Source organism: Streptococcus oralis subsp. oralis, from assembly GCF_002096445.1.
Classification (GTDB): Bacteria; Bacillota; Bacilli; order Lactobacillales; family Streptococcaceae; genus Streptococcus; species Streptococcus oralis_N.
In genome coordinates, this window is record NZ_NCUK01000013.1 from 903324 (window position 1) to 926511 (window position 23188).

Consider the following 23188-nt stretch of genomic DNA (forward strand, 5'->3'; position numbering starts at 1 on the left):
CTGACCTACCATTTTTTGACTTGTTCAACAATTTCCTCAGCTGCCTCTGCTGTTCTAGCTACAATTAAGATAGAATCATCATCAGCTAGACAGCTAAAAATCTGTTCAGAAAATGCTTCAACCAACTGACTCTTCACAAAAATAGTATTTCCAGGAATGACAGCAAGGTTGATCATATTTCCCATTAACTCAGAACTCACAATATTGTCCTCAGCTAACTGCAAACTCTTGACGATTGATTTTGGCAACTCATAGATATAAGTATTGTTCTTCAAAGGAATTTTAACAATACCAAGCTCTTTGATGTCCCTTGAGACAGTGGCTTGCGTAGCAGAAATACCTGCTTCCTTCAAATGCTCAACGATTTCTTCCTGAGTCCCGATCTGATAATCCGTAACAAATCTTCTAATTTTTTCAAGTCTCTCTTTTTTATTCATCTTTAAATTCTCTATGTGCTCTCTCTACAACTTTTTCTATTTCAGGAGCAACTTGGTTACTTGCTCCCTCTTCCTTTTTCAAATAAGCTAAAAACTCAATATTCCCATGTCCACCTTGGATTGGTGAATAGTCTAATCCAAGCACTGAAAAACCTTGATCAACTGCCATAGCAGTGACAGATTCAAGGACATGTTGATGAACCTTGGCATCGCGAATGATTCCATTCTTTCCAATCTGCTCACGACCTGCTTCAAACTGCGGCTTAACCAGAGCTACAATTTGACCTTGATCAGCCAAGACACGGTGCAATGCTGGTAGAATCAAACTTAAGGAAATGAAACTCACATCAATACTGGCAAAGCTCGGTTCCTGCTCAAAGTCAGTCTTTTCAGCATAACGAAAATTAAACTGCTCCATGCTGACAACCCGTGGGTCTTGGCGCAATTTCCAAGCCAACTGATTGGTACCGACATCGACTGCAAAGACCAACTCAGCACCATTTTGCAACATGACGTCAGTAAATCCTCCAGTGGAGGCCCCAATATCAATCGTGGTTGCGCCATCCACTGATAAATCAAAGACCTGCAAAGCCTTTTCCAGTTTTAGACCACCTCGACTGACATACTTGAGTTTTTCACCCTTGAGTTTTAGTTCAGTATCATCTGGGATTTTCTCTCCTGGCTTGTCAAAACGCTCCCCATTAAGGACAGCTACGACTAGTCCAGCCATGACGCCGCGCTTGGCCTGTTCTCGCGTTTCAAACAAGCCCTGTTTATAAGCTAGTACATCCACTCTTTCCTTAGCCATTGATTCTCAAACTTTCTACTACTTTCACAATCGATTCTGTTTCAAAGGGAACCTGCTGGGCAATTTCTTCTAATTTAGCCTTGGCTTGATCCAGAGTTTGGTTACAAAAGGCAGTCGCCTCCTCCAAGCCCAACAAGGCTGGATAGGTTGATTTTTCAGCCTGTAAATCCTTTTGTGGAGTCTTGCCGATTTCCTCAAAACTAGCTGTCACATCCAGCACATCATCTCGAACTTGAAAGGCCAGCCCAATCAATTCACCCACAGTTTTCAATTTTGTTTGGATTTCTGGTGCTAATTCAGCTATGATAGCAGCTGCTTGAAAGGGATAAGCTAGCAATTTTCCAGTCTTATTGGCATGAATGGTCTGAAGTTCTTCCAAAGACAAATGCTGGTGTTCGCCTTCCATATCTAAAACCTGCCCTGCCACCATACCTAGACTCCCTGAAGCAAGGGATAAGTTGGCAATCAAGTCCACCTTGATCTGACTTGGCAAATCCGCCTGCGCTATTAAGGCATAGGGATCTAGGAACAAAGCATCTCCTGCCAAAATTGCCATCGCTTCGCCGAATTTCTTATGATTGGTCAAGCGTCCACGACGATAATCGTCGTCATCCATAGCAGGAAGGTCATCGTGAATCAAGCTTCCTGTATGAATCATTTCCAAAGCCGCAGCCACCTGCGCGTGTGCTGGTCTAATAGCAGCATGCAAGGCTTCCAAAACCTCTAACAAGAGAAAAGGTCGAATACGCTTGCCACCAGCATGAATGGAATAGAGAACGGACTCTCGCAAACTAGAGGCAAACTGCTGGTCTCCATAAAAGTCTTCCAAAGCCGACTCCACAAGAGCTAATTTTGCTTGCTTCTTCATTCAAAATCACTTTCTGTTCCGTCTTCTTGCATGACCTTAACCAAGGTTTTTTCAGCCTTGTCCAGCGTCGCTTGGAGCTCTTTTGACAAGACCATGCCCTTTTGAAAGGCAGCAATCGCATCTTCCAGAGCGATTTCACCATTTTCCAAACTTTGTACAATGGTCTCTAGTTCTGCTAGATTTTCCTCAAATTTCTTTTGTTTTGACATCTTTAACCTCTAATTCTACTTGACCATCTCGCATCAAAAGCGTCACTTGGTCTTTTTTCTTCAAACTCTCAACCGAATCTACTACTGACTCTTCTTTTTTGACAATAGCATAACCACGCGCCACGATTCGACTGGTATCCAACATCAGTAGAGCTTCTGAAAGTCTCTTGACTTCAGCAACCTTGGCATCATAAACCAGCGCCATTTGGCTACGTAGGAGCTTGTCCAACTGACCTAAACGATCTTGATAACGCTGGATTTTGGTTATAGGTGATAATTGGACTAGTTGATGCGTCCTTGCTTGGACTAGCTGTTTATTATCAGAAATCCGTGTTCGCAAACTTTGTTTTAATCGCAGTTGCAGTTGATCTAACCGTTGTAAATAACCATCATACAAACGCTCTGGCTGTCTAAAGATGACTGACTGACTGCATTTTTTCAGAGCTTCTTTTTTTCTTGACAGGACATTCTGAACTGCTGTTGCCATCCGCTTTTCTTGATTTTGCAAATGAGCTAATACATCCAACTTGGTCACAGGTGTTGCTAGTTCAGCAGCTGCTGTTGGTGTCGCAGCCCGTCTATCTGCGACAAAATCTGCCAAGGTCACATCTGTCTCATGCCCAACACTAGAAATAACTGGCAAACGAGATTCAAAAATGGCTCGTACCACAATTTCTTCGTTAAAGGCCCAGAGATCCTCGATGGAACCCCCACCACGACCAATGATGAGAACATCTATGTCCTCACGTTGATTGGCACGTACAATATTTCGAGCAATTTCCTCAGCAGCTCCATCACCTTGCACTTTTGTCGGATAGAGAAGGATATCAACACCAGGAAAACGCCTGCTGACGGTCGTGATAATATCTCGAATAACGGCTCCGCTGCGACTGGTTACCACACCGATTCGCTTAGAAAACTGGGGAAGAGGTTGCTTGAAGCGTTCTTGAAACAGGCCTTCTTCTGTCAATTTTTTCTTAAGTTGTTCAAACTGAATCGCCAGCGCCCCAACCCCATCAGGCTCAGCCTTTTCAATGATGATAGAGTAGCTCCCACTGGGTTCATAAACCTGCACACGCCCAATTACATTGATCTTCATTCCCTCTTCGAGGTCGAAACCTAATTTCTGATAGATCCCTGACCATATGGTCGCTTGAATAACTGCATGGTCATCTTTTAAGGAGAAATATTGGTGAGTAGGTCGTTTACGAAAGTTGGAAACTTGACCAGTTAAATAGACCCGTTCCAAGTAAGGGTCTTTATCGAATTTCATTTTCAGATACTTGGTCAAAGTTGTTACCGATAAATACTTTTCCATCTCCACCTACTATTCATTTTCTTGCTTTTCCATGGGTATTATTATACCAAAAAGATGATTAAAAATCTCCTTTTGCATACTGAAACCAAAGGAAAAATAGAAAAAGGAGGCATTGCCTCCTCATCTGATTATTTGCTGTTTCGTGCTTCTTCCAAAATCTTAGAAATTTTGGTGGTCAAAAGGTCGATAGCAACAGTATTGCTGACCCCTTCAGGAATGACGATATCGGCATAACGCTTGGTCGGCTCAATGAACTGGTGGTACATAGGTTTGACCACACCTAGATATTGGTCAATCACGCTATCCAGACTACGGCCACGCTCTTCCATATCACGCTTGATCCGACGAATAATACGCACATCATCATCTGTATCCACAAAAATCTTGATATCCATCAAATCGCGCAGACGCTTGTCCTCCAAGACCAAAATCCCCTCAACGATAAAGACATCCTGAGGCTCCTGACGATAGGTCTTGCTACTCCGTGTATGTTCTGTATAGTCATAAGTCGGGATGTCCACTGGGCGCCCTGCCAACAATTCCTTAATCTGCTCGATCATCAGGTCTGTATCAAAGGCAAATGGATGGTCGTAATTGGTTTTGACACGCTCTTCAAAGGTCAAGTGAGACTGATCCTTGTAGTATGAATCATGCTCAATCATGGAAATCTTTTCATCAGGAAAGTGCGATAAAATGGCTCTTGAAACACTTGTTTTTCCTCCACCAGAACCACCTGTCACTCCGATAATGATTGGTCTATTTTGCATGCTATCCTCCGTTTTTTTATCCGTCGTCTATTCTATCACATTTTTTGCAAAATTTATAGTCTGATTTGGATAGTCTAGGGGAAACAAATCCATCCCCACACTCCAGTTAGACTAGCCAAAAACCTTTCTTGGCTTGTAGAGATTGCCCCTTTTTTCTAGAATGGCTAGCAATGTATCTCCCTCAAAGGCAGCTAATTCTTGGTCCGTTTGGTCTAGCTTGATAAAACGACCAAAGCGCACTTCTGTAGCCTCTTCAGGACTTAGGAAAACTTTGACAAGATCCCCCGTTCCAATTTCAAGAGGATGGAGAAAGTCCAGTTGACCAGCCTCCACTTTTTCAGCAATTTCGTCCAAGGTAAGAGCATCCTCCAGTTGTAACCCTGCAGCACTAGTCCGTGTCAGATGGGACATATGGGCCACATAACCAAGCTTCTCTCCCAAGTCAACTGACAAGGTACGGATATAAGTCCCCTTACTGCATTTCACACGAAATGTAAAACGTGCGAGGTGATCGTCATAAGAAATCGAACTAGTCCGCTCAAATTGATAAATAGTCACCTGACGTTCTGGACGCTCCACTTCCTGACCAGCACGCGCATACTCATAGAGCTTGCGACCATTAACCTTGACAGCCGAATACATAGGCGGAATCTGGGTAATAGGTCCGGTCAGACTCGCAATCGCTTCATCGACAATGGTTTCATCCAAGGGAGACAAAACGGGTGTCTCTGCAACCACTTCTCCGCTGGCATCCTCAGTCGTCGTTGAATAACCAAGAGTGATTTCCCCCTCATAGACCTTACCCTCATCCTGCATAAACTCGACCATGCGTGTCGCCTTACCCACCGCAATAGGCAAAACACCCACCACATCTGGATCCAAGGTCCCACCATGACCCATCTTCTTGGTTCCCAAAATCTTGCGCAGCTTAAAAACCGCGTCATGCGAGGTCATCCCCGCTTCTTTTTTTAAGTTAATAATACCGTTCATCTGTTGCTTTCTAATTTCCCTCTCACTTCTATTCCTCATTGTTTAAATCAATTTTTTTAATATCATATAAATCCTCAGAGTAAAATGGTTTACCCGACTCAATTGGTAAAATATATTCAAAATTATCATCCTTTTCAAGTTGCTTATATTTTCCATTAACAACCAAAAAGTAGTCAGCATTTATGTTGTAATATCCATCTGGAAAGCTTGAAAAATCAATATCTCCTAGTTCCAATAGGTTGCTTTTGCTAAGTGTTAAATGCAAGCAAAGTGCTCCCTCCTTCATAAAGTCTTTAACAGAAAGAGTCGCATATCCTCTAAAAGCTTGTTTTTCTTTACTGAATGAATTTTGATTTTGAAGAGCCTTTTCTTTTATTAAAGGAGTTATCCTATATGAATTTGATATTTTAAAACCAGGGCTAGCTAATGGCTGTTCTTTATCATCAATAACTACTATATCATATCCTTTCTTTTGTATTGCACTTTCTACAGCTGATTTAAAATCATTCAGAACTGTCTGAGCTTCTTGGCTCGATGCAGAAAGCCTCAAGAATTCTTTAAAACCATAATTCTCATTAATGAAACTGACCTGTGTTAATTTTTGACGAATGTACTTAGCACCTACTTGGATAGTCATTCCATTATCCGATACATCAAAAATACTAATATCTGAAACGTTGCTTTCTATTTCTACGCTTTTAAGAGCAACATCATAATTCATTCCCATAGAAGAATAAAACTCTTTTAATTGTTGAACTTTAGCATTATTTCTAAAGTGGGTTTGAATTGTATTTCCTATAAATGGAGAAAAAATCCCAATCAAAAATAGAATAAGTAACTTACGACTTAATTTTGGATTATAGTTTTCCTTTTGATAAATCCAATCTAAATACGGAAATAAAAATAATGAAAAAATGAAACTCCAAAGGTCAATATCTTTTATAAAGTCAAAGGAAACGATCATTTTAAATCTTAGCAAAAACATCAGAAAAATTGCTAAAAAAATATTTCCAAGCAATAGAAAAGCAATGATGCGTTTCGATTCATTTTTTGCTTTTCGCACATAAGATATCCCCACCAGAAGATTAGCCAAAAAACTAATTCCATAACCGAATATAGTTGGAATAAATCCAAAAATAGCAAAGAATAAATTATATCTTGAGTCAGTATCGCCTACGCCTTCAATATTTAAAAGACCATATAGGAGATTAAGAAAAAATACAACAAATGGTAAATAAGCAATATAAATTTCCGAGAATTTCAAAGATTTTTTCATAGGAACTCCTGTTTTTAAAGTAACCTCATTCCCCCTTCAGCGCTTCAAACTTCGCTTTCATGGTTGGGTTTTTTCGGGTCAATTTTTTAACTGAAACATCCTCCAATTTGTTATTAGCGAGGCGGAGTTGGTTTTCGGATGTGGTTAGGAACTTTTTGACCTCTTCCATGCGTTTGATGGCCTTATCAATTTCGTCGATGGCTTTACCAAAGTTAGTTGAAGCTGAATTGTAGTTCTTGGCAAAAGCTACTTTGAAGGCATCCAAGTCTTCTTCAAAATGTGTAATATCGATATTTTGCTCTCGAACCAAGGCCAATTCTTGTTTGTATTTTAGGGAATTAAGCGCTGCATTACGCAAGAGACCAATCAACTGGATAAAGAACTGAGGACGAACCACATACATCTTTTCATACTCGTGGCTGACATCAACAATCCCTGTATTAAAGTAGTCGTTATCTGCTTCTAGCATGGTCACCAGAACCGCATATTCGCAGTTTTTCTCCCGACGGTCCTTGTCCAATTCCTTGTAGAAGTCCGCATTCTTGTGCTTCTTCTCTGTTCCGTCCGCTTCATTTTTCATCTCAAACATGATGGAAATGAATTCTAGACCATTTTCATCAAAATCACGGAAGATAAAGTCCCCCTTAGACCCACGTGCAGAGAGCTTGTTATCCTTCTCAAAATAGGCATTTGGAAAGGCGAAACTACGTACCTTGTTAAACTCACTCTCTGCATACTGTTCAAGACTTTCTCCAATGGCTTTTGTAGATTGTTGAGCCTTGAAATTCTTGTAGAATTCGACCTGTTCACTGGCAGCCTTAAGCTGGGCTTCGTAATTTTGCTTAACAGAAGCCAAAGACAGCTCATTTTCCTTTTCTTGCAAGAGGAGCTGGTTTTTGACCTGATCACGCTCTCTTTCTAAATCAGAGAGAGTCTTTTGCAGTTGGTTTTCATGCTCCAAATGCAAGGTGGCCAATTGGCTTTCCAAGGCCTGCACTTCCTTGTCCTTTGCTAATAAGGCCTCATGACTTGTCTGTTCAACTTCTTTCTTAGCTAACTCTTTCTCTGTATCAAAGTTTTGGATTTGACTCTGCAGTTGCGCAATTTCTTGATCCTTCTGAGCCAGTTTAGTCTGTTGCTCATTCATGGCCTTTTGCTCAGCTAAGGCCAGCTCCTGCTTCATGCGATCGTGCAATTCCTTATCAAACTCAGCCGTTCTCACTTGGGATAAGAGTTCGGCATACTGACTTTCATTTACTGTAAAGACTTCCCCACAGTTGGGACATTTGATTTCGTTCATAACTTTCCTCTTTCTAGACTTCTGTAACCATTATATCATGCTTGAGGGAAAATCAAAAACAGTGAGTCGAAACCCACTGTTTATATCTTTTACTTTAAATTTTTTCCAAGGCTAAGCGCAAATCTTCAATCAAATCCTCTACATTTTCAAGACCGATCGACAAGCGAATTTGGTTTGGTGTTACACCTGCTGCTTCTAGATCCTTTTCTGACAACTGACCGTGAGTGGTTGTCGCAGGATGGACAACAAGAGATTTGGCATCTGCCACGTTTGCAAGGTCAGAGAAGATTTCCAAATTATCAATCACCTTGCGAGCTTCTGCTTCTCCACCTTTGACATGGAAGGTAAAGATTGAACCAACACCTTTTGGCAAATATTTCTCAGCCAAGACATGGTAAGGACTGTCAGCTAGTTTTGGATAGTTGACTTTTTCTACCTTAGGATGATTGACAAGGAAATCAACAATTTTCTCTGCATTTTGCACATGGCGTTCTACACGAAGAGAGAGGGTTTCAAGCCCTTGGAGCAAGAGAAAGGCATTAAATGGCGACAAGGCAGCACCTGTATCACGAAGCAATTGAACACGAACAGCGATAATAAAGGCTGCTGCACCAACATCCCGAGTATAGCTCAAGTTATGGTAACTTGGATCTTCCTCAACAAATTGAGGGAATTTCCCTGAAGCTGCCCAGTCAAAACGACCACTATCAACAATCACTCCTCCAATAGTCGTACCATGTCCACCGATAAACTTAGTTGCTGAGTGAATGGCAATATCTACACCGTGAGAGAAGACGTTAATCAAATATGGTGTGGCAAAAGTGTTGTCCGAAACGAGAGGAATCTGGTGTTTATGAGCAATCTCGGACAATTTCTCCAAGTCAGGAATGTTAATTAAGGGATTCCCCAAGGTTTCAATCAAGACAAGCTTGGTATTGTCATTGATAGCTGCTTCCACTTCCTCCAAATTATCCACATCCACAAAGGTAGTTGTGATCCCATAACGAGGAAGGGTTTCCTTCAAGAGGTTGAAGGTCCCACCATAAATAGTTGACGCCGCTACCACATGGTCACCTGCGTGAGCAAGCGCCAAAATAGTGTAGGTTACAGCAGCCATACCTGATGCTGTCGCTAGCGCTCCAACACCACCTTCAAGAGCAGCTATTCTTTCTTCAAATGCCGCTGTTGTAGGGTTGGTAATACGAGTATAAATGTTCCCTGGTTTTCTCAAGGCAAACAAATCGGCACCTTCTTGCGTGTCATCAAAAACAAAGGATGTTGTTTGATAAATCGGTACTGCGCGAGATTTGCTCACTGGATCAACGACTTGTCCAGCATGTAATTGTAGGGTTTCAAATTTAAAATCACGAGTCATAAGACGACCTCCAAATAGCTTCATTAGGGATATTGTATCATCTTGTGCTAGTCTTTTCCAATACCGTTTTTCTATATTTTGATATAAGGAACAACTATGACTAGTCATACACATCAAACAAAAAAGCACGATTAACTCGTGCTCATTTCTTTAATCGACATAAGTATCTTCATTTTTGTTGAGGAAGGCGTATGGTAAGCCCATCAAGAGACCCCCACCAATAAAGTTTCCGACAAAGGTTACACCCCAGTGACGAAGAATATTAGGTATGTCAAAGTTAGCAATTGAATCTGCTGCAACACTAAACTTAACAATCGCAAAAGAAGCAAAGTTCGCAGCAATGTGTTCGTTTGTTAAGAATACAAACATGTAAATTGCTGACAAAACAAGCCAAAGTTTGGCTCCACCGTCTTTCACCAAAACAAAGGAAAGAATGGCAATGTTTACAAAGATATTGGCTAAAATACCTTCAAGCAAGACTAGCTCATTGGAACGACCTAACTTCATCTCTACAACCCCTGAAATGAAGCTATCATGTGTTAGATTTGCATAGGCTGCTGAGTGGGCAAAGCCCCAACCTGCTATCAAAGCTCCGATGAGGTTGAAGAAGGTACAGTAAAGCAAAATCTCAGCTGTTTTTCTCCAAGAGATTTTTTTCAAGAAACTACCAGCTGTCAAAAACATCATATTCGAAGTTACCAGCTCAGCATTCAAGAAAACAATGTAGGCCAATCCCCAAGCAAAAACAAATGGGAAGAGAAAACGTCCACTACCTGGAGCAATTTTATTTATCAAGTCAGCCCCAACTGCGCCCGCAGCTGTACTAAATGTTAGAAAGGCACCTGCAAACATGGAACGAATCGCATACTTAAACTTACTTTGGCTATAAAGGCTTTCTTTCTTCTTGCAAGCAAATTCAATCTTTGAAATAAATTCTGAAGAGACCATAAAAAAACTCCTAAAACTTTTATTTGTGATAATTATAACATAATCCTTGCTTTCTAGAAAGCGTTTTCCGTAAATTTCTAAAATATTTATCTTAAAAATCTTTATCCTAAGCCTTCTTATCCTTTTTCATAAGAACTATTTTGATTCTATTTGTTCATATAAAAAACCAGTGAAATAGCTCTTCACTGGTTCATTCATTTTTAATAACGTTGTCTATACGGTTGATTAAAGGCTTTCAAAATATCTTCAGATGTATCCGAATAAGCTTTTGATTCTTTAAAAATACCTTTCACAATAATTCGTTCGGTTTCATCGTAGTCTACACAGGTTACCAAGGTAATTTCTTTCACTCCATCACGGTCTTCGACTTCATCCACTCGGTCTGGTGTGACACGTTTAACTTCCGTAATCTCGTAGGTATAAACCTTGTCCTTATCCGTCAGATAAATCTTCATACCTGCCTTGGCATTGACCAATGGCGAGAAGAGCATCTGGCTCGCATTTTCAGCAGTAAAGATATGGTGACTGGCTAGAGAATAGTTGCCTTCTCCCATTTTTTGATCGCGTTTCATGGTCCCTGCTCCGTAGAACAAGTTTACATTGTCCAATCCTTTAAAAATAGGCAGGTTGATTTCTACTTCAGGAATAGCAATACCTCCAATAACGGGAAGTTTCTGAGCATCCCATTGTGAAGCCAATACAGCTTCGGAGGAAATAGACTTAACAGAGTCAAAATCAAAATTCCCTTCGGTTTTTAGATTTTCATCTATATTTTCCTTAGTGACTTGATTGACTTGGTATTTATTGGTATTCCAGACCAAAAAGAGATCACGAATCTTTGAATTAAAAATTAAAGCTAGCGATAAAAGAATTAAGAAACCTGCTAAAATATTGATAAATAGATTTCTACGCTTATTCTTCTTATTTTTCGTTTTTTTATGAGACATTATGCTTCACCTTCTGTTTCAATTTCAGTCCCAACTTCTTCTTTTTCTGCTGCAGCAACCGTTGTAAAGGTCACAATCTTGGCATCTTGGTCTAGACGCATCACCTTAACTCCCATAGTTGAGCGTCCTGTTTGTGAAATATTGGCAACGTTTGTTCGAATCATGATCCCTGTATCCGTGATAATCATCAGGTCTTCATCACCTTTAACAGTGAGGAGGCCTGCAAGAGGACCATTCTTCTCAGCAACATTGGCTGTCTTCATTCCTTTACCACCACGGCCTTTAGTTGGATATTCAGTAGCAAGAGTACGTTTACCGTAACCTTTTTCAGTGATGATAAGAACTTCGTCTTGGTTTGTAATCACACTAGCACCAACTACTGTATCTCCTTCACGAAGATTGACTCCTCGAACACCTGTCGCGATACGGCTCATGCCACGAACAGCTGATTGATTAAAGCGAACAGCATAACCAAACTTGGTACCAATGATGATATCGGTATCTTCTTCTGTCAGCAAGACATTGATCAACTCATCCTCATCCTTGAGATTCAAGGCCTTAAGTCCATTTTGACGAATATTTGCAAATTCTTTGACACTGGTTCTCTTCACGACACCGTGACGAGTTGTGAAGAAGAGATAAGCATCATCACTACGTTCAGAATCAACATTGATGATAGTCTGAATGCTTTCGCCTTCGTCCAACTTCAAAAGATTGACAACTGGCAAGCCCTTGGCTGTACGACCATATTCTGGGATTTCATAACCTTTAAGGCGATAGACACGTCCTTTATTAGTAAAGAAGAGCAAATGATCATGGGTGCTGGTTGAAACCAACTCACGCACAAAGTCATCATCCTTAACTCCCGTACCTTGAACTCCACGGCCACCACGTTTTTGAGCAGTGAACTCACCTTGGTCCAAACGTTTGATGTAGCCCTTGTTAGATAGGGTAATCAAGACATCAGTTTCTTCAATCAAATCTTCGTCCTCAAGAGTTAAGACTTCTCCGACCATCAACTCCGTACGACGCTTGTCACCAAACTTGCGTTTGACTTCGTCCAATTCCTCTTTGATAATTTGCGCCACGCGCTCAGGTTTAGCAAGAATATCAGCCAAATCTGCAATCAAGGCAATCAATTCATCATATTCAGACTGAATCTTATCACGTTCCAATCCTGTCAAACGACGAAGACGCATATCAAGGATAGCTTGACTTTGACGTTCAGAAAGCTTGAACTTGCTCATCAACTCAGCTTGCGCTTCCGCATCTGTTTCACTGGCACGAATGATACGAATCACTTCATCAATATGGTCTAGCGCGATTAAAAGACCTTCTAAGATGTGCGCACGCGCTTCTGCTTTTTCCTTGTCAAAACGTGTACGGCGAACAACCACTTCTTTTTGGTGTTCGATATAAGCATCCAAAATTTGACGAAGGGACAAGATTTTTGGCACACCATTTTCAATCGCCAACATGTTGAAACCAAAGTTGGTTTGCATCTGGGTCATCTTGAAGAGGTTGTTAAGGATAACGTTGGCAGACGCGTCGCGTTTAACCTCGATTACAAAGCGAACGCCTTCACGGTTGGACTCATCACGTACGGCTGTAATGCCCTCAATTCGTTTTTCCTGAACCAAGCGAACAATATGCTCATGTACCTTGGTTTTATTAACCATATAAGGGAATTCCGTTACAACGATGCGCTCCCGACCCGTCTTAGTGGTTTCAATCTCTGTACGAGAACGAAGAACGATTGAACCTTTACCAGTCTCATAAGCCTTATGGATACCTGATTTTCCCATGACAAGAGCACCGGTTGGAAAATCTGGACCAGGCAAGACTTCCATCAAGTCCTTAGTCGTCACTTCAGGATTATCCATAACCAACTTCACTGCATCAATGGTTTCACCCAAGTTGTGAGGTGGAATATTGGTTGCCATCCCAACAGCGATACCCGTTGCTCCATTGACCAAAAGGTTTGGAAAACGAGCTGGCAAAACCAAGGGTTCACGTTCGTTAGCATCGTAGTTGTCTACGAAATCAACGGTGTTTTTATTGATATCACGAAGCATTTCAAGAGCAATCTTGCTCATACGTGCCTCAGTGTACCGCTGCGCGGCAGCACCGTCCCCGTCCATAGAACCAAAGTTTCCATGCCCATCAACAAGCATGTAACGGTAGCTCCACCACTGAGCCATACGAACCATGGCTTCGTAAATAGAGGAATCTCCGTGTGGGTGGTATTTACCCATAACATCCCCTGTAATACGGGCTGACTTTTTATGAGGTTTGTCTGGTGTAACACCTAGTTCATTCATTCCGTATAGAATACGACGGTGAACTGGTTTTAAGCCATCTCGAACATCAGGAAGAGCACGCGCTACGATAACACTCATGGCGTAGTCGATAAAGCTGGTCTTCATCTCCTTTGTCAGATTAACATTCACTAAGTTTTTATCCTGCATTAATAAATGCCTCATTTCACAATTAGTAACTAGATATATTATACCATAAAGTGTAGATCATTTCAGTCTTTGGAAATCACTAAAACGTTTACATACTTATCCCGAAGGTATATCCGTGACAAAGCTTAGCAAAAGTGATAGAATGAAATCAAATGGGGGTTCCCCCTTAATAAAATAAAGGAGATGTTTAGACAAATGACAGCAACTAAACAACACAAAAAAGTGATCCTTGTCGGTGACGGTGCCGTAGGTTCATCTTACGCTTTTGCCCTCGTAACACAAGGAATTGCACAAGAACTTGGTATCATTGAAATTCCTCAATTGTTTGAAAAAGCAGTTGGTGATGCTGAAGACCTTAGCCACGCGCTAGCTTTTACTTCACCTAAAAAAATCTATGCAGCTAAGTACGAAGACTGTGCGGATGCAGACCTTGTAGTTATCACTGCTGGTGCTCCACAAAAACCAGGTGAAACTCGTCTTGACCTTGTAGGTAAAAACTTGGCAATCAACAAATCAATTGTTGAACAAGTTGTTGCATCTGGATTTGACGGTATCTTCCTTGTTGCTGCTAACCCAGTTGATGTCTTGACATACTCAACATGGAAATTCTCAGGTTTCCCTAAAGAACGCGTTATCGGTTCAGGTACTTCACTTGACTCAGCTCGTTTCCGTCAAGCACTTGCTGAAACTATCGGTGTTGATGCACGTTCCGTTCACGCCTACATCATGGGTGAACACGGTGACTCTGAGTTTGCTGTTTGGTCACACGCTAACGTTGCCGGTGTTAAATTGGAGCAATGGTTGCAAGCTAACCGTGACTTGAATGAAGCTGACCTTGTTGAACTCTTCATCTCAGTTCGTGATGCAGCTTACTCAATCATCAACAAAAAAGGTGCTACTTATTACGGTATCGCCGTTGCCCTTGCTCGTATCACTCGTGCAATCCTTGATGACGAAAATGCAGTACTTCCACTTTCAGTATTCCAAGAAGGTCAATACGGTGTTGAAAACGTCTTTATCGGTCAACCTGCTATCGTTGGTGCACACGGTATCGTTCGTCCAGTTAACATCCCATTGAACGATGCTGAAACTCAAAAAATGCAAGCATCAGCTAAAGAATTGCAAGCTATCATTGATGAAGCATGGAAAAACCCTGAATTCCAAGCAGCTTCTAAAAACTAATGAAAAGAAGGTTCTCATCCTTGGGAACCTTTTTCTTTTTGCACAGAATCATAACTCAACTTTTCAAATAAACAAAAAAAAGCCTATCGATCAAGCAATGAAGCTTGATACAATAGGCTTTTTGAAAATTCATTATTTAACAGCGTCTTTAAGAGCTTTACCAGCTTTGAATGCTGGAACTTTAGAAGCTGCGATTTTGATTTCTTTACCAGTTTGTGGGTTGCGACCTTTACGTGCAGCACGCTCACGAACTTCAAAGTTACCGAAACCGATCAATTGAACTTTTTCACCAGCTGCAAGGTATTCAGTTACTGCTGCAAATACAGCGTCAACTGCTGCTGCTGAATCTTTCTTAGTCAATTCTGTAGCTTCTGCTACCTTAGCGATCAAATCTTGTTTGTTTGCCATGTTAACAAATCCTCCAAATAATTTCTAATTAACAAATATAATCATATCCTAAAATCGACTATAGGTCAAGTCAAAAACACTATTTTGACCATTTTTTCTCTATTTTTTTAGGAATTGTAGCGAATTAGAATCGCCCAAGCATTCTCTCCAGTATGAGTTTGAATAATAGAGCCAGTTTCCAATACAGAGATTGGTTTCTCAACATAAGGTTGCAATAATGCCTTCATCTCATTCGCCCATTCGTTCGTTCCAGCATAGGAAATTCCAATTTCTGCAACTGATTTTTGGGAAAGAGTATTGGTTAATTCCTCAAGCCACTTTTTGAAAGTTTTCGCTCCACGTCCTTTGGCGATTGGTTGGAGTTCGTGGTTTTTCATCTGCATTACTACACGAATATTCAAGAGTGAGCTTAGTAATCCTGTCACACGTCCAATACGACCACCCTTAACTAAGTTTTCTAGCGTCGAAACACCGATATAGAGTTCTGTATGATTTTTGACGTCCTCTACATGAGCTAAGATCGTTTCTAAGTCTTTACCCTCTTTGGCAAGTTTTGCGGCTTCAACTACTTGGAACTTCATTGCTTGATCTGTAAAGGAACTATCAATAACCGTTACATCAGCAGTTGAGAGGCTGGCCCCTTGGCGAGCAGCTTCCACAGTTCCAGACAAGGCATGGGACATGTGAATGGCGATAATTTGACTTCCATCTTTACCTAGTTCTTCAAAGACCTCAGCAAACACTCCTACAGGGGGCTGGCTTGTTTTAGGCAGATTCTTGCTTTGTTGCATAAGATGAAGGAATTCTCCCTCTTTCAAATCTGCATCCGAATAAAGCACACTATCAATCATAACTGATAGAGGAACAACGGTGATATTTAATTCTTTAACTACTTCTGGTTCGATAGTAACAGAAGAGTCCGTTACAATTTTTACTTGTGTCATAATTCAATCTTTCTATTCTTCTCGATAGGATTGGGATTTTCTCCTTTATTATATCAAAAAAATGATAAAAAATCATAAGTGATCCGATGAAAAGAACTGAATTTTTGGTATAATCTATCTATAGAAAAGTGAGGAACAGCCATGATTCGAAAACTTCAACCGATTATCACGATTATTTTGGGAGCTGCTATCTATGCCTTCGGTCTTACCTACTTTGTTGTTCCTTATCATTTATTTGAGGGAGGGGCGACAGGTATTACCTTGATTACCTACTATCTTTTTAAAATCCCTGTCTCATTGATGAACCTCTTAATCAATATCCCTTTATTTATCCTGGCTTGGAAAATATTTGGACCTAAGACCCTCTACTCTAGCCTTCTAGGATCTATTTCACTTTCCGTTTGGCTAGCAATCTTTGAGCGCATTCCTTTGCACATCGACTTGCAAGGGGATCTCATCATTGTCGCTTTAGTCTCAGGAGTCTTACTGGGGGTTGGTTTAGGAATTATCTTTAATGCTGGTGGAACCACTGGTGGATCTGATATCGTTGCACGTATCCTCAACAAATACACTAATATTTCGATTGGTAAATTGCTTTTTGGGATTGACTTTTTTATCCTAATGTTGATTTTGATCATCTTCCAGGACCTTCGTCTAGTTACCTATACCCTCTTGTTTGACTTTATCATCGCTCGTGTTATCGACTTGATCGGCGAAGGAGGTTATGCTGGTAAAGGATTTATGATTATTACCCAATATCCTGATCAATTGGCCAAAGAGATTAACGATGAACTCGGACGTGGCGTTACCTTTATATCTGGTCAAGGCTACTACAGCAAAAAGGATTTAAAAATTATCTACTGTATCGTCGGTCGAAACGAAATCGTTAAAATGAAGGATATGATTCACAAAATTGATCCTCAAGCCTTTATCACCATCACTGAGGCTCATGAAATTCTGGGTGAAGGATTTACTTACATAAAAGAATAAAACAAAAAAGCTGGGAAATCCCAGCTTTTATTTTTGTTCAGAAAGTGTAGAATGACGATAGCCATAAGTAAAGTAAATCACTAGTCCAACCAACAAAGCAAGTCCAAAGGCAATCCATGTTTCCTTGGTGTATTGAAGCATAAAGGAAAGACAGATAAGAATGGAAAGGATTGGCAAAAGCGGCACTAAAGGAGTTTTGAACTCTCCTTCTTTTGGCATCCCCTTATCTTTTCTGAGTTTGATAATGCCATAGGCAAGTAAGATGAGATAGGCTAGTGTACAGATATTTAGAAAGGCGGCAATGCTTGCCAAGGGGAAAATGCCCGCAGCAATGGCTGAAGCAACTCCTGTCAAGAGGGTTGCGTTTTTAGGAACGCGACTAGTCTTGCTTAATTGTTTGAAATTTTGAGGTAAAAGTCCATCACGTGCTAAGCTATAAATCATCCGAGACAAAGCGTAAGTCATAGAGATACATACGGTTATCAGGGTTAGAATAGCTACAAGCGAAACATAATTGGCCGCCCAGCCGATACCGATACTACGCAAAGAGAAGGCTACCGCATCGTCCACATTGAGTTGGCTATAGTGAACAACCCCAGTTAATACTAAGGTTACCAAAGCATAGAGAATAGTGACGATTGATAGAGAAAGGACAATTCCTCGAGGACCATTCTTTTGCGGACTTTGAATCTCATCAACTGCCATAGAAATTGACTCAAAACCGAGGAAACCAAAGAACATCAAAGAGGCTCCTGCCATTATTCCAGTACTTCCACCATATAGTTGACCAAAGCCAAAGGGAGCAAAATTTGACCAATTTTCAGGTTTGATGTACCAAATTCCAACTAGGATAAACAAAGCTAGAGCAGAGAATTTCAAGACCACTAGTAGCGAATTAAAGCGCAAGGCTGCCTTGGAATTCAATAAGACTACTCCTGTTACCAAAGCAAGCACCAAAATAGGTAAAAGGTCGATATAGGTGCCTTGTTCGGGGTTAAAAGTGCCATTTAAGGCTTGGGGCATGGAGATACCATAATTACTGAGTAAGCCCTTAAAGTAAGCTGCCCAACCAGACGCAACACCCGATATAGCTGTCATGAATTCCATGATGGTCAACCAACCGGCAATCCAGGCTGGCAATTCGCCTAAGATTGCATAAAGGTAACTATAAGCACCTCCTGTTGCAGGCACACGAGAGGCAAATTCCGCAAAAAAGAGGGCTGATAAAGAAACGCTTAGGGCAGAAATCACAATGGAAACAACTAGAGATGGACCAGCCAATGTAGCAGCTGCTGTTCCTGTAATGGTAAAAATTCCCGTTCCCACCATGGCACCAATCCCTAGTAAAATCAAATCCCATAATTTCAAATGGCGACGCATTTCCGTTCGTCCCAGACTAACATCCCTGGTTCTAAAAATATTCATACTTCATCTCCACTAAATGTAATTGTTTTATTTTACCACATAAAAGTATTTTTGTGAATATTTATTAGGTTCATTTTTGAAAAAAATTCTGAACAGAAAGGATTCCTGTTCAGATTCTGCATATTCTTACCCAACAGACCCTTCCATTTCATAGCTAATCAAGCGGTTCAGCTCAACTGCGTATTCCATTGGAAGTTCTTTTGTGAAGGGTTCCACAAATCCCATGACAATCATCTCGGTTGCCTCAGATTCTGACAAACCACGGCTCATGAGGTAGTAGAGTTGTTCCTCTGAAATCTTAGATACCTTAGCTTCGTGTTCCAAAGCGACTTGCGAGTTGTGAATTTCATTGAATGGAATGGTATCTGACGCTGATAAGTCATCCATGATAATGGTATCACACTCGATGTGAGAAACAGATTTCTTAGAGTTCTTGTTAAAGGTTACTTGTCCACGGTAGTCTACCTTTCCTCCACCTTTAGCGATGGATTTAGAAACGATAGACGAACTTGTGTGTGGAGCATTGTGAATCATCTTGGCACCAGTATCCTGATGTTGGCCTGCATTGGCAAAGGCGATCGAAAGCATGGTACCACGGGCCCCTTCTCCATCTAGGTAAACAGATGGGTATTTCATAGTTGTTTTGGCACCCAAGTTACCATCAATCCACTCAACAGTCGCATCTTTCAAAGCTTTGGCACGTTTTGTTACCAAGTTATAGACATTATCAGACCAGTTTTGGATGGTTGTATAACGCATATAAGCTCCGTCCAAAGCGAAAATTTCTACGATGGCAGCGTGCAGGCTATTACTTGAATATGTTGGTGCTGTACATCCTTCTACGTAATGGACGCTTGCTCCTTCATCAACAATAATCAAGGTACGTTCGAACTGACCTGTATTTTCGTTGTTGATACGGAAGTAGGTTTGAAGTGGAATATCTACCTTGACACCTTTTGGCACGTAGATAAAGGTTCCACCCGACCATACTGCAGAGTTGAGGGCTGCCAACTTGTTATCAGTCGGTGGTACCAACTTAGCGAAGTATTGTTTAAACAAGTCTGGGTATTCCTTGAGGGCAGAATCCGTATCTGTAAAGATAATACCCAATTTCTGGAACTCTTCCTTCATGTTGTGGTAAACCACTTCTGACTCGTACTGGGCAGAGGCACCTGCTAGATAAGCACGCTCAGCTTCTGGAATCCCAATACGTTCAAAGGTTTCTTTGATTTTCTCAGGAACTTCATCCCAAGAACGGGCAGGTTTATCAGAAGGTTTTTGGTAGTAGATCAAGTCATCAAAGTCAATCTCTGACAAGTCTGCTCCCCAGGTTTGCATAGGCATTTTTTTGAAGGTTTCATAAGACTTCAAACGGAATTCTAACATCCACTCAGGTTCTCCCTTAGCAGCTGATAATTCGCGAATGACTTCTTCGTTCAATCCTTTTCCTGTCGATAGGACAGGCTCTACATCGTCATGGAAACCAAATTTATATTCACCAAGGTCAATTGGTTTTGGTTCTACTCTTTCTTCAGCCATAATATCCTTTCTTTCATTCTTCATTTCTACTGATTCGTAAGACAAAAGAAACTTGTCTTACTGTTTTTCTTAATCTTCAATTGTTTTCTTAAGGGCATTCCAAGCTAGAGTTGCACACTTGATTCGTTGTGGGAATTTGGCAACACCTGATAAGAAAGCCGCGTCTCCAAGTTGGTCTTGACGCTCATCCTTTTGACCTTGAACCATTTCAGAAAAGATGGTTGCAAGTTCTAGAATTTCTTGCTTGGTCTTCCCCAAAACAGCATCTGTCATCATACTAGCAGAGGCAGTTGAGATGGTACAACCTGAATTTAGAAAAGCAATATCTTCCAAACGGTCTTCTGCGTCAAACTTGACAGAGAGGTTGATGACATCCCCACAGGTTGGATTGTTGAGACTGATTTGTTCAGCGTCTTCTAACTTTCCTTGGTGATGTGGATTTTTCGAATGGTCTGCCACCACTGCCATATAAAGGCTATCTAGTTTAGAAAGTGCCATTGAAAAACTCCTTTGTCTTTTGTAGGGCATCGACCAACTTGTCACAATCTGCCTTGGTATTGTAGATATAAAAACTTGCACGAGCTGTTGCTGGGACTTCCAAATACTGAAGCAAAGGTTGGGCGCAATGGTGACCAGCACGAACAGCCACTCCTTCATAATCTAATGCTGTAGCAAGATCATGAGGATGAAGATCCCCTAGGTTGAAGGCAATGACACCTGAACGTTGAGCCAGGTCTTGCGAACCATAAATGGTTAACCCTTCAATTTCCTGCAATTTTGGAAAGACGTATGCAATCAATTCCTGTTCATGAGATTCAATGGCATCCATACCAATCTTTTCCAGATAATCCACTGCTGCAGCAAGTCCGATAGCACCTGCCATATTTGGCGTTCCAGCCTCAAATTTCCAAGGCAATTCCTTCCAACTAGCAGATTGCTCATAGACGAAATCAATCATCTCGCCACCAAACTCAACTGGTGACATTTGTTCCAGATACTTTTCTTTACCGTAAAGAACACCAATACCAGTTGGTCCAGCCATCTTGTGACCTGAAAAAGCAAAGAAGTCTACATCCAAGTCCTGGACATCAATCTTCATATGGGGCGTAGACTGAGCACCATCCACCACCATAATAGCTCCAACTTGGTGGGCTAATTGAGTGATTTCTTTGATAGGATTAACCTCACCAAGGACATTAGAGGCGTGAGCTAGGGAGACAAACTTGACTTTATCAGTCAATTTAGCGCGCAAGTCATCCATATCCAGAGCTCCGTCCTTGAGATAAACATAGACAAGCTCTGCCCCAGTCTTGCGACAAGCTTCCTGCCATGGAATGATATTGGAATGATGTTCCATTACTGAGATCAAGACCTGGTCTCCCTCAGTCAGGATTTCCTCAGCGAAACGTGCCACCCAGTTAAGACTGGTCGTCGTTCCTCTGGTAAAGAGTACTTCCTTTGTAGAGCTTGCATTGATAAACTTACGAATGGTTTCACGAGCAGCTTCATAAGAAGCTGTTGCTCGCTCCGCCAAGGTATGAACACCACGGTGAACATTGGCATTGTCCTGCTCATAGTAGCGGTTGATTGTTTCCAGAACTGCTAATGGTTTTTGTGTCGTCGCAGCATTGTCCAGATAGACCAGAGGTTCATCGTTGACAATCTGGTCCAAAATTGGAAAATCCTTGCGAATAGCTTCTACATCTAACATAGGCTTCCCCTTAGCGTTTTGACAATTTTTCTTCGATCGTTGCAATCATTTCATCACGAACTTCTTTGACTGGAATCTCAACAATTACGGAGCCAAGGAAACCGCGAACAACCAAGCGTTCTGCAGTTGCCTTATCCAAGCCACGACTCATGAGATAGTACATATCTTCTGGATCTACTTGTCCGATAGAAGCCGCGTGACCTGCAGTAACGTCATTTTCATCAATCAAAAGAATTGGGTTGGCATCGGAACGCGCTTGGTCTGAAAGCATGAGAACTCGACTTTCTTGTTGGGCATCTGCTCCCTTGGCACCCTTGATAATGTGGCCAATACCATTGAAGGTCAAGGTAGCTTTTTCAAGGATAACCCCATGTTGGAGGATATTTCCGATTGAGTTACATCCATAGTTAGTCACTCGAGTATCAATCCCTTGCACCTGACGGCCACTTGAAAGAGCTACGACTTTAAGGTCAGCATGGCTACCATTTCCAATCAAATCGCTATCAAAGTCCGCAACGACATTTCCTTCGTTCATGACACCGATTGCCCAGTCAATGCTGGCATCGTTGCCTAGTTTACCACGACGGCTAATGTAGGCAGTGACATTTTCACCTAAACGGTCAATAGCAGCAAACTTCACTTGCGCACCTGAACGAGCAATCACTTCAACCGTGATATTAGCAGTTGCCTTGGCACTACCTTCACCTCGTGACTCTAGACGTTCAAGATAACTAATCTTAGAATTTTTACCAGCGATAATCATAATATGCTTGTTAAATGGCACATCGCTATCACTGTCTTGGTAGAAAATTCCTTCGATTGGCTCTGTAATCTCAACATTATCAGGAATGTAGAGAACAGCACCACTGTTAAAGTAAGCTGTATGGTAGGCTGCCAACTTGTCATCGTCATACTTAACAGATGACATGAAGAATTCCTCAATAAGCTCTGGAATTTCTTCTAAAGCTGAGTGAAAGTCTGTAAAGACTACTCCTTGTTCAGCCAATTCAACTGGAGTTTGTTCAAAAACAGTCTGCGTTCCTACTTGCACCAACTTCAAGTGATTATCTAGAGCCGTGAAGTCAGGAACATTTGCTGAAGGTTCACTTTCTATGATGGTTCCATCTCCCAGATTCCAACGGTGAAATTTGACACGCTCAATAACTGGTAATTCCAAACTCTCAATTTTATCAAAAGCTTTTTGACGGAGGTCAGCCAACCAGCTTGGTTCAGCGTGCATTTCTGAAAAAAGTTTAATATTCTCTTTAGTCATTTACT

General features: G+C 41.2%; 22 protein-coding genes. 2 read left to right on the forward strand and 20 right to left on the reverse strand.

Going from position 1 to position 23188, the window contains the following annotated elements; all coding sequences use genetic code 11:
• Positions 1-5 precede the first annotated feature (5 nt).
• The 13 genes from B7721_RS07770 to gyrA form a co-directional block, all read right to left on the reverse strand.
• Positions 6-437, reverse strand: a complete 432-nt coding sequence (locus B7721_RS07770; protein WP_001034390.1) for an arginine repressor — start codon at positions 435-437, stop codon at positions 6-8.
• Positions 430-1245 (reverse strand): TlyA family RNA methyltransferase, encoded by an 816-nt coding sequence (locus B7721_RS07775; protein WP_084878401.1) that lies wholly within the window; start codon positions 1243-1245, stop codon positions 430-432. Before B7721_RS07775 ends, B7721_RS07770 begins: the two co-directional genes overlap by 8 nt.
• Positions 1238-2113 (reverse strand): polyprenyl synthetase family protein, encoded by an 876-nt coding sequence (locus B7721_RS07780; protein ID WP_084878403.1) that lies wholly within the window; start codon positions 2111-2113, stop codon positions 1238-1240. Before B7721_RS07780 ends, B7721_RS07775 begins: the two co-directional genes overlap by 8 nt.
• Entirely contained in the window at positions 2110-2322 is a 213-nt protein-coding gene (locus tag B7721_RS07785) for an exodeoxyribonuclease VII small subunit (protein ID WP_000043226.1), read from the reverse strand. The genes B7721_RS07780 and B7721_RS07785 overlap by 4 nt, the downstream gene beginning before the upstream one ends.
• Positions 2300-3640 (reverse strand): exodeoxyribonuclease VII large subunit, encoded by a 1341-nt coding sequence (xseA, locus tag B7721_RS07790; protein ID WP_084878405.1) that lies wholly within the window; start codon positions 3638-3640, stop codon positions 2300-2302. Before xseA ends, B7721_RS07785 begins: the two co-directional genes overlap by 23 nt.
• Positions 3641-3768: 128 nt before the next feature.
• Positions 3769-4407, reverse strand: a complete 639-nt coding sequence (gene udk / locus B7721_RS07795; protein WP_045591120.1) for a uridine kinase — start codon at positions 4405-4407, stop codon at positions 3769-3771.
• A gap of 111 nt (positions 4408-4518) precedes the next feature.
• Positions 4519-5397 carry a tRNA pseudouridine(55) synthase TruB gene (gene truB / locus B7721_RS07800; RefSeq protein WP_084878407.1) on the reverse strand — a complete coding sequence of 293 codons (879 nt, stop codon included), beginning with the start codon at positions 5395-5397 and terminating at the stop codon, positions 4519-4521.
• A gap of 28 nt (positions 5398-5425) precedes the next feature.
• Positions 5426-6673, reverse strand: a complete 1248-nt coding sequence (locus B7721_RS07805) for a glutamyl-tRNA amidotransferase (RefSeq protein ID WP_084878409.1) — start codon at positions 6671-6673, stop codon at positions 5426-5428.
• 25 nt (positions 6674-6698) lie between these two features.
• Positions 6699-7973 carry a DUF2130 domain-containing protein gene (locus tag B7721_RS07810; protein ID WP_084878410.1) on the reverse strand — a complete coding sequence of 425 codons (1275 nt, stop codon included), beginning with the start codon at positions 7971-7973 and terminating at the stop codon, positions 6699-6701.
• Between the two features lie 94 nt (positions 7974-8067).
• Positions 8068-9348, reverse strand: a complete 1281-nt coding sequence (locus B7721_RS07815) for an O-acetylhomoserine aminocarboxypropyltransferase/cysteine synthase family protein (RefSeq protein ID WP_084878412.1) — start codon at positions 9346-9348, stop codon at positions 8068-8070.
• Between the two features lie 150 nt (positions 9349-9498).
• Positions 9499-10296: a formate/nitrite transporter family protein gene (locus B7721_RS07820; protein ID WP_049478154.1), complete on the reverse strand. Its 798-nt coding sequence runs from the start codon at positions 10294-10296 to the stop codon at positions 9499-9501.
• A 200-nt stretch (positions 10297-10496) separates the two neighbouring features.
• Positions 10497-11243 carry a class A sortase gene (locus tag B7721_RS07825; protein ID WP_084878414.1) on the reverse strand — a complete coding sequence of 249 codons (747 nt, stop codon included), beginning with the start codon at positions 11241-11243 and terminating at the stop codon, positions 10497-10499.
• Positions 11243-13711, reverse strand: a complete 2469-nt coding sequence (gyrA, locus tag B7721_RS07830; RefSeq protein WP_084878416.1) for a DNA gyrase subunit A — start codon at positions 13709-13711, stop codon at positions 11243-11245. The genes B7721_RS07825 and gyrA overlap by 1 nt, the downstream gene beginning before the upstream one ends.
• 195 nt (positions 13712-13906) lie before the next feature.
• Between gyrA and B7721_RS07835 the strand changes: the two genes are divergently transcribed.
• A complete protein-coding gene (locus B7721_RS07835; RefSeq protein ID WP_000127489.1) occupies positions 13907-14893 on the forward strand; it encodes an L-lactate dehydrogenase in 987 nt (328 codons plus the stop codon).
• Between the two features lie 132 nt (positions 14894-15025).
• Here B7721_RS07835 and B7721_RS07840 read toward each other — a convergent pair whose 3' ends face one another.
• Both B7721_RS07840 and B7721_RS07845 read right to left on the reverse strand, forming a co-directional pair.
• On the reverse strand, positions 15026-15301 hold the full coding sequence (locus B7721_RS07840) for an HU family DNA-binding protein (protein ID WP_001284636.1): 276 nt from the start codon (positions 15299-15301) through the stop codon (positions 15026-15028).
• Positions 15302-15408: 107 nt separating this feature from the next.
• The gene (locus tag B7721_RS07845; RefSeq protein ID WP_000195456.1) at positions 15409-16245 is read right to left on the reverse strand and encodes a DegV family protein; all 837 of its coding nucleotides are present in this window, start codon (positions 16243-16245) and stop codon (positions 15409-15411) included.
• Between the two features lie 141 nt (positions 16246-16386).
• On the opposite strand from B7721_RS07845, the gene B7721_RS07850 reads away from it, so the two are divergent.
• Entirely contained in the window at positions 16387-17235 is an 849-nt protein-coding gene (locus tag B7721_RS07850) for a YitT family protein (protein WP_084878418.1), read from the forward strand.
• A gap of 27 nt (positions 17236-17262) precedes the next feature.
• On the opposite strand, the gene B7721_RS07855 is transcribed toward B7721_RS07850, so the two are convergent.
• The 5 genes from B7721_RS07855 to sufD all read right to left on the reverse strand — a co-directional run bounded on the left by B7721_RS07855 (position 17263) and on the right by sufD (position 23183).
• Positions 17263-18660 (reverse strand): APC family permease, encoded by a 1398-nt coding sequence (locus tag B7721_RS07855; RefSeq protein ID WP_084878420.1) that lies wholly within the window; start codon positions 18658-18660, stop codon positions 17263-17265.
• Between the two features lie 126 nt (positions 18661-18786).
• Entirely contained in the window at positions 18787-20199 is a 1413-nt protein-coding gene (gene sufB / locus B7721_RS07860) for a Fe-S cluster assembly protein SufB (RefSeq protein WP_000797057.1), read from the reverse strand.
• Positions 20200-20268: 69 nt separating this feature from the next.
• Positions 20269-20697, reverse strand: a complete 429-nt coding sequence (sufU, locus tag B7721_RS07865; protein ID WP_084878422.1) for a Fe-S cluster assembly sulfur transfer protein SufU — start codon at positions 20695-20697, stop codon at positions 20269-20271.
• Positions 20684-21910, reverse strand: coding sequence for a cysteine desulfurase (locus B7721_RS07870; RefSeq protein WP_084878424.1), 1227 nt, complete (start codon positions 21908-21910; stop codon positions 20684-20686). The genes sufU and B7721_RS07870 overlap by 14 nt, the downstream gene beginning before the upstream one ends.
• Before the next feature lie 10 nt (positions 21911-21920).
• On the reverse strand, positions 21921-23183 hold the full coding sequence (gene sufD / locus B7721_RS07875; protein ID WP_084878425.1) for a Fe-S cluster assembly protein SufD: 1263 nt from the start codon (positions 23181-23183) through the stop codon (positions 21921-21923).
• Positions 23184-23188: the final 5 nt, after the last annotated feature.

Excerpts from the sequence above, each read along its gene's own strand:
- xseA (WP_084878405.1), bottom strand. The coding sequence starts at position 3,640 with ATGGAAAAGTATTTATCGGTAACAACTTTGACCAAGTATCTGAAAATG.
- truB (WP_084878407.1), bottom strand. The coding sequence starts at position 5,397 with ATGAACGGTATTATTAACTTAAAAAAAGAAGCGGGGATGACCTCGCAT.
- B7721_RS07840 (WP_001284636.1), bottom strand. The coding sequence starts at position 15,301 with ATGGCAAACAAACAAGATTTGATCGCTAAGGTAGCAGAAGCTACAGAA.
- B7721_RS07835 (WP_000127489.1), top strand. The coding sequence starts at position 13,907 with ATGACAGCAACTAAACAACACAAAAAAGTGATCCTTGTCGGTGACGGT.
- B7721_RS07845 (WP_000195456.1), bottom strand. The coding sequence starts at position 16,245 with ATGACACAAGTAAAAATTGTAACGGACTCTTCTGTTACTATCGAACCA.
- B7721_RS07815 (WP_084878412.1), bottom strand. The coding sequence starts at position 9,348 with ATGACTCGTGATTTTAAATTTGAAACCCTACAATTACATGCTGGACAA.
- B7721_RS07850 (WP_084878418.1), top strand. The coding sequence starts at position 16,387 with ATGATTCGAAAACTTCAACCGATTATCACGATTATTTTGGGAGCTGCT.
- sufD (WP_084878425.1), bottom strand. The coding sequence starts at position 23,183 with ATGACTAAAGAGAATATTAAACTTTTTTCAGAAATGCACGCTGAACCA.
- gyrA (WP_084878416.1), bottom strand. The coding sequence starts at position 13,711 with ATGCAGGATAAAAACTTAGTGAATGTTAATCTGACAAAGGAGATGAAG.
- B7721_RS07870 (WP_084878424.1), bottom strand. The coding sequence starts at position 21,910 with ATGTTAGATGTAGAAGCTATTCGCAAGGATTTTCCAATTTTGGACCAG.
- B7721_RS07810 (WP_084878410.1), bottom strand. The coding sequence starts at position 7,973 with ATGAACGAAATCAAATGTCCCAACTGTGGGGAAGTCTTTACAGTAAAT.
- B7721_RS07770 (WP_001034390.1), bottom strand. The coding sequence starts at position 437 with ATGAATAAAAAAGAGAGACTTGAAAAAATTAGAAGATTTGTTACGGAT.
- B7721_RS07825 (WP_084878414.1), bottom strand. The coding sequence starts at position 11,243 with ATGTCTCATAAAAAAACGAAAAATAAGAAGAATAAGCGTAGAAATCTA.
- B7721_RS07855 (WP_084878420.1), bottom strand. The coding sequence starts at position 18,660 with ATGAATATTTTTAGAACCAGGGATGTTAGTCTGGGACGAACGGAAATG.
- B7721_RS07805 (WP_084878409.1), bottom strand. The coding sequence starts at position 6,673 with ATGAAAAAATCTTTGAAATTCTCGGAAATTTATATTGCTTATTTACCA.
- B7721_RS07775 (WP_084878401.1), bottom strand. The coding sequence starts at position 1,245 with ATGGCTAAGGAAAGAGTGGATGTACTAGCTTATAAACAGGGCTTGTTT.
- B7721_RS07785 (WP_000043226.1), bottom strand. The coding sequence starts at position 2,322 with ATGTCAAAACAAAAGAAATTTGAGGAAAATCTAGCAGAACTAGAGACC.
- B7721_RS07780 (WP_084878403.1), bottom strand. The coding sequence starts at position 2,113 with ATGAAGAAGCAAGCAAAATTAGCTCTTGTGGAGTCGGCTTTGGAAGAC.
- sufB (WP_000797057.1), bottom strand. The coding sequence starts at position 20,199 with ATGGCTGAAGAAAGAGTAGAACCAAAACCAATTGACCTTGGTGAATAT.
- udk (WP_045591120.1), bottom strand. The coding sequence starts at position 4,407 with ATGCAAAATAGACCAATCATTATCGGAGTGACAGGTGGTTCTGGTGGA.
- B7721_RS07820 (WP_049478154.1), bottom strand. The coding sequence starts at position 10,296 with ATGGTCTCTTCAGAATTTATTTCAAAGATTGAATTTGCTTGCAAGAAG.
- sufU (WP_084878422.1), bottom strand. The coding sequence starts at position 20,697 with ATGGCACTTTCTAAACTAGATAGCCTTTATATGGCAGTGGTGGCAGAC.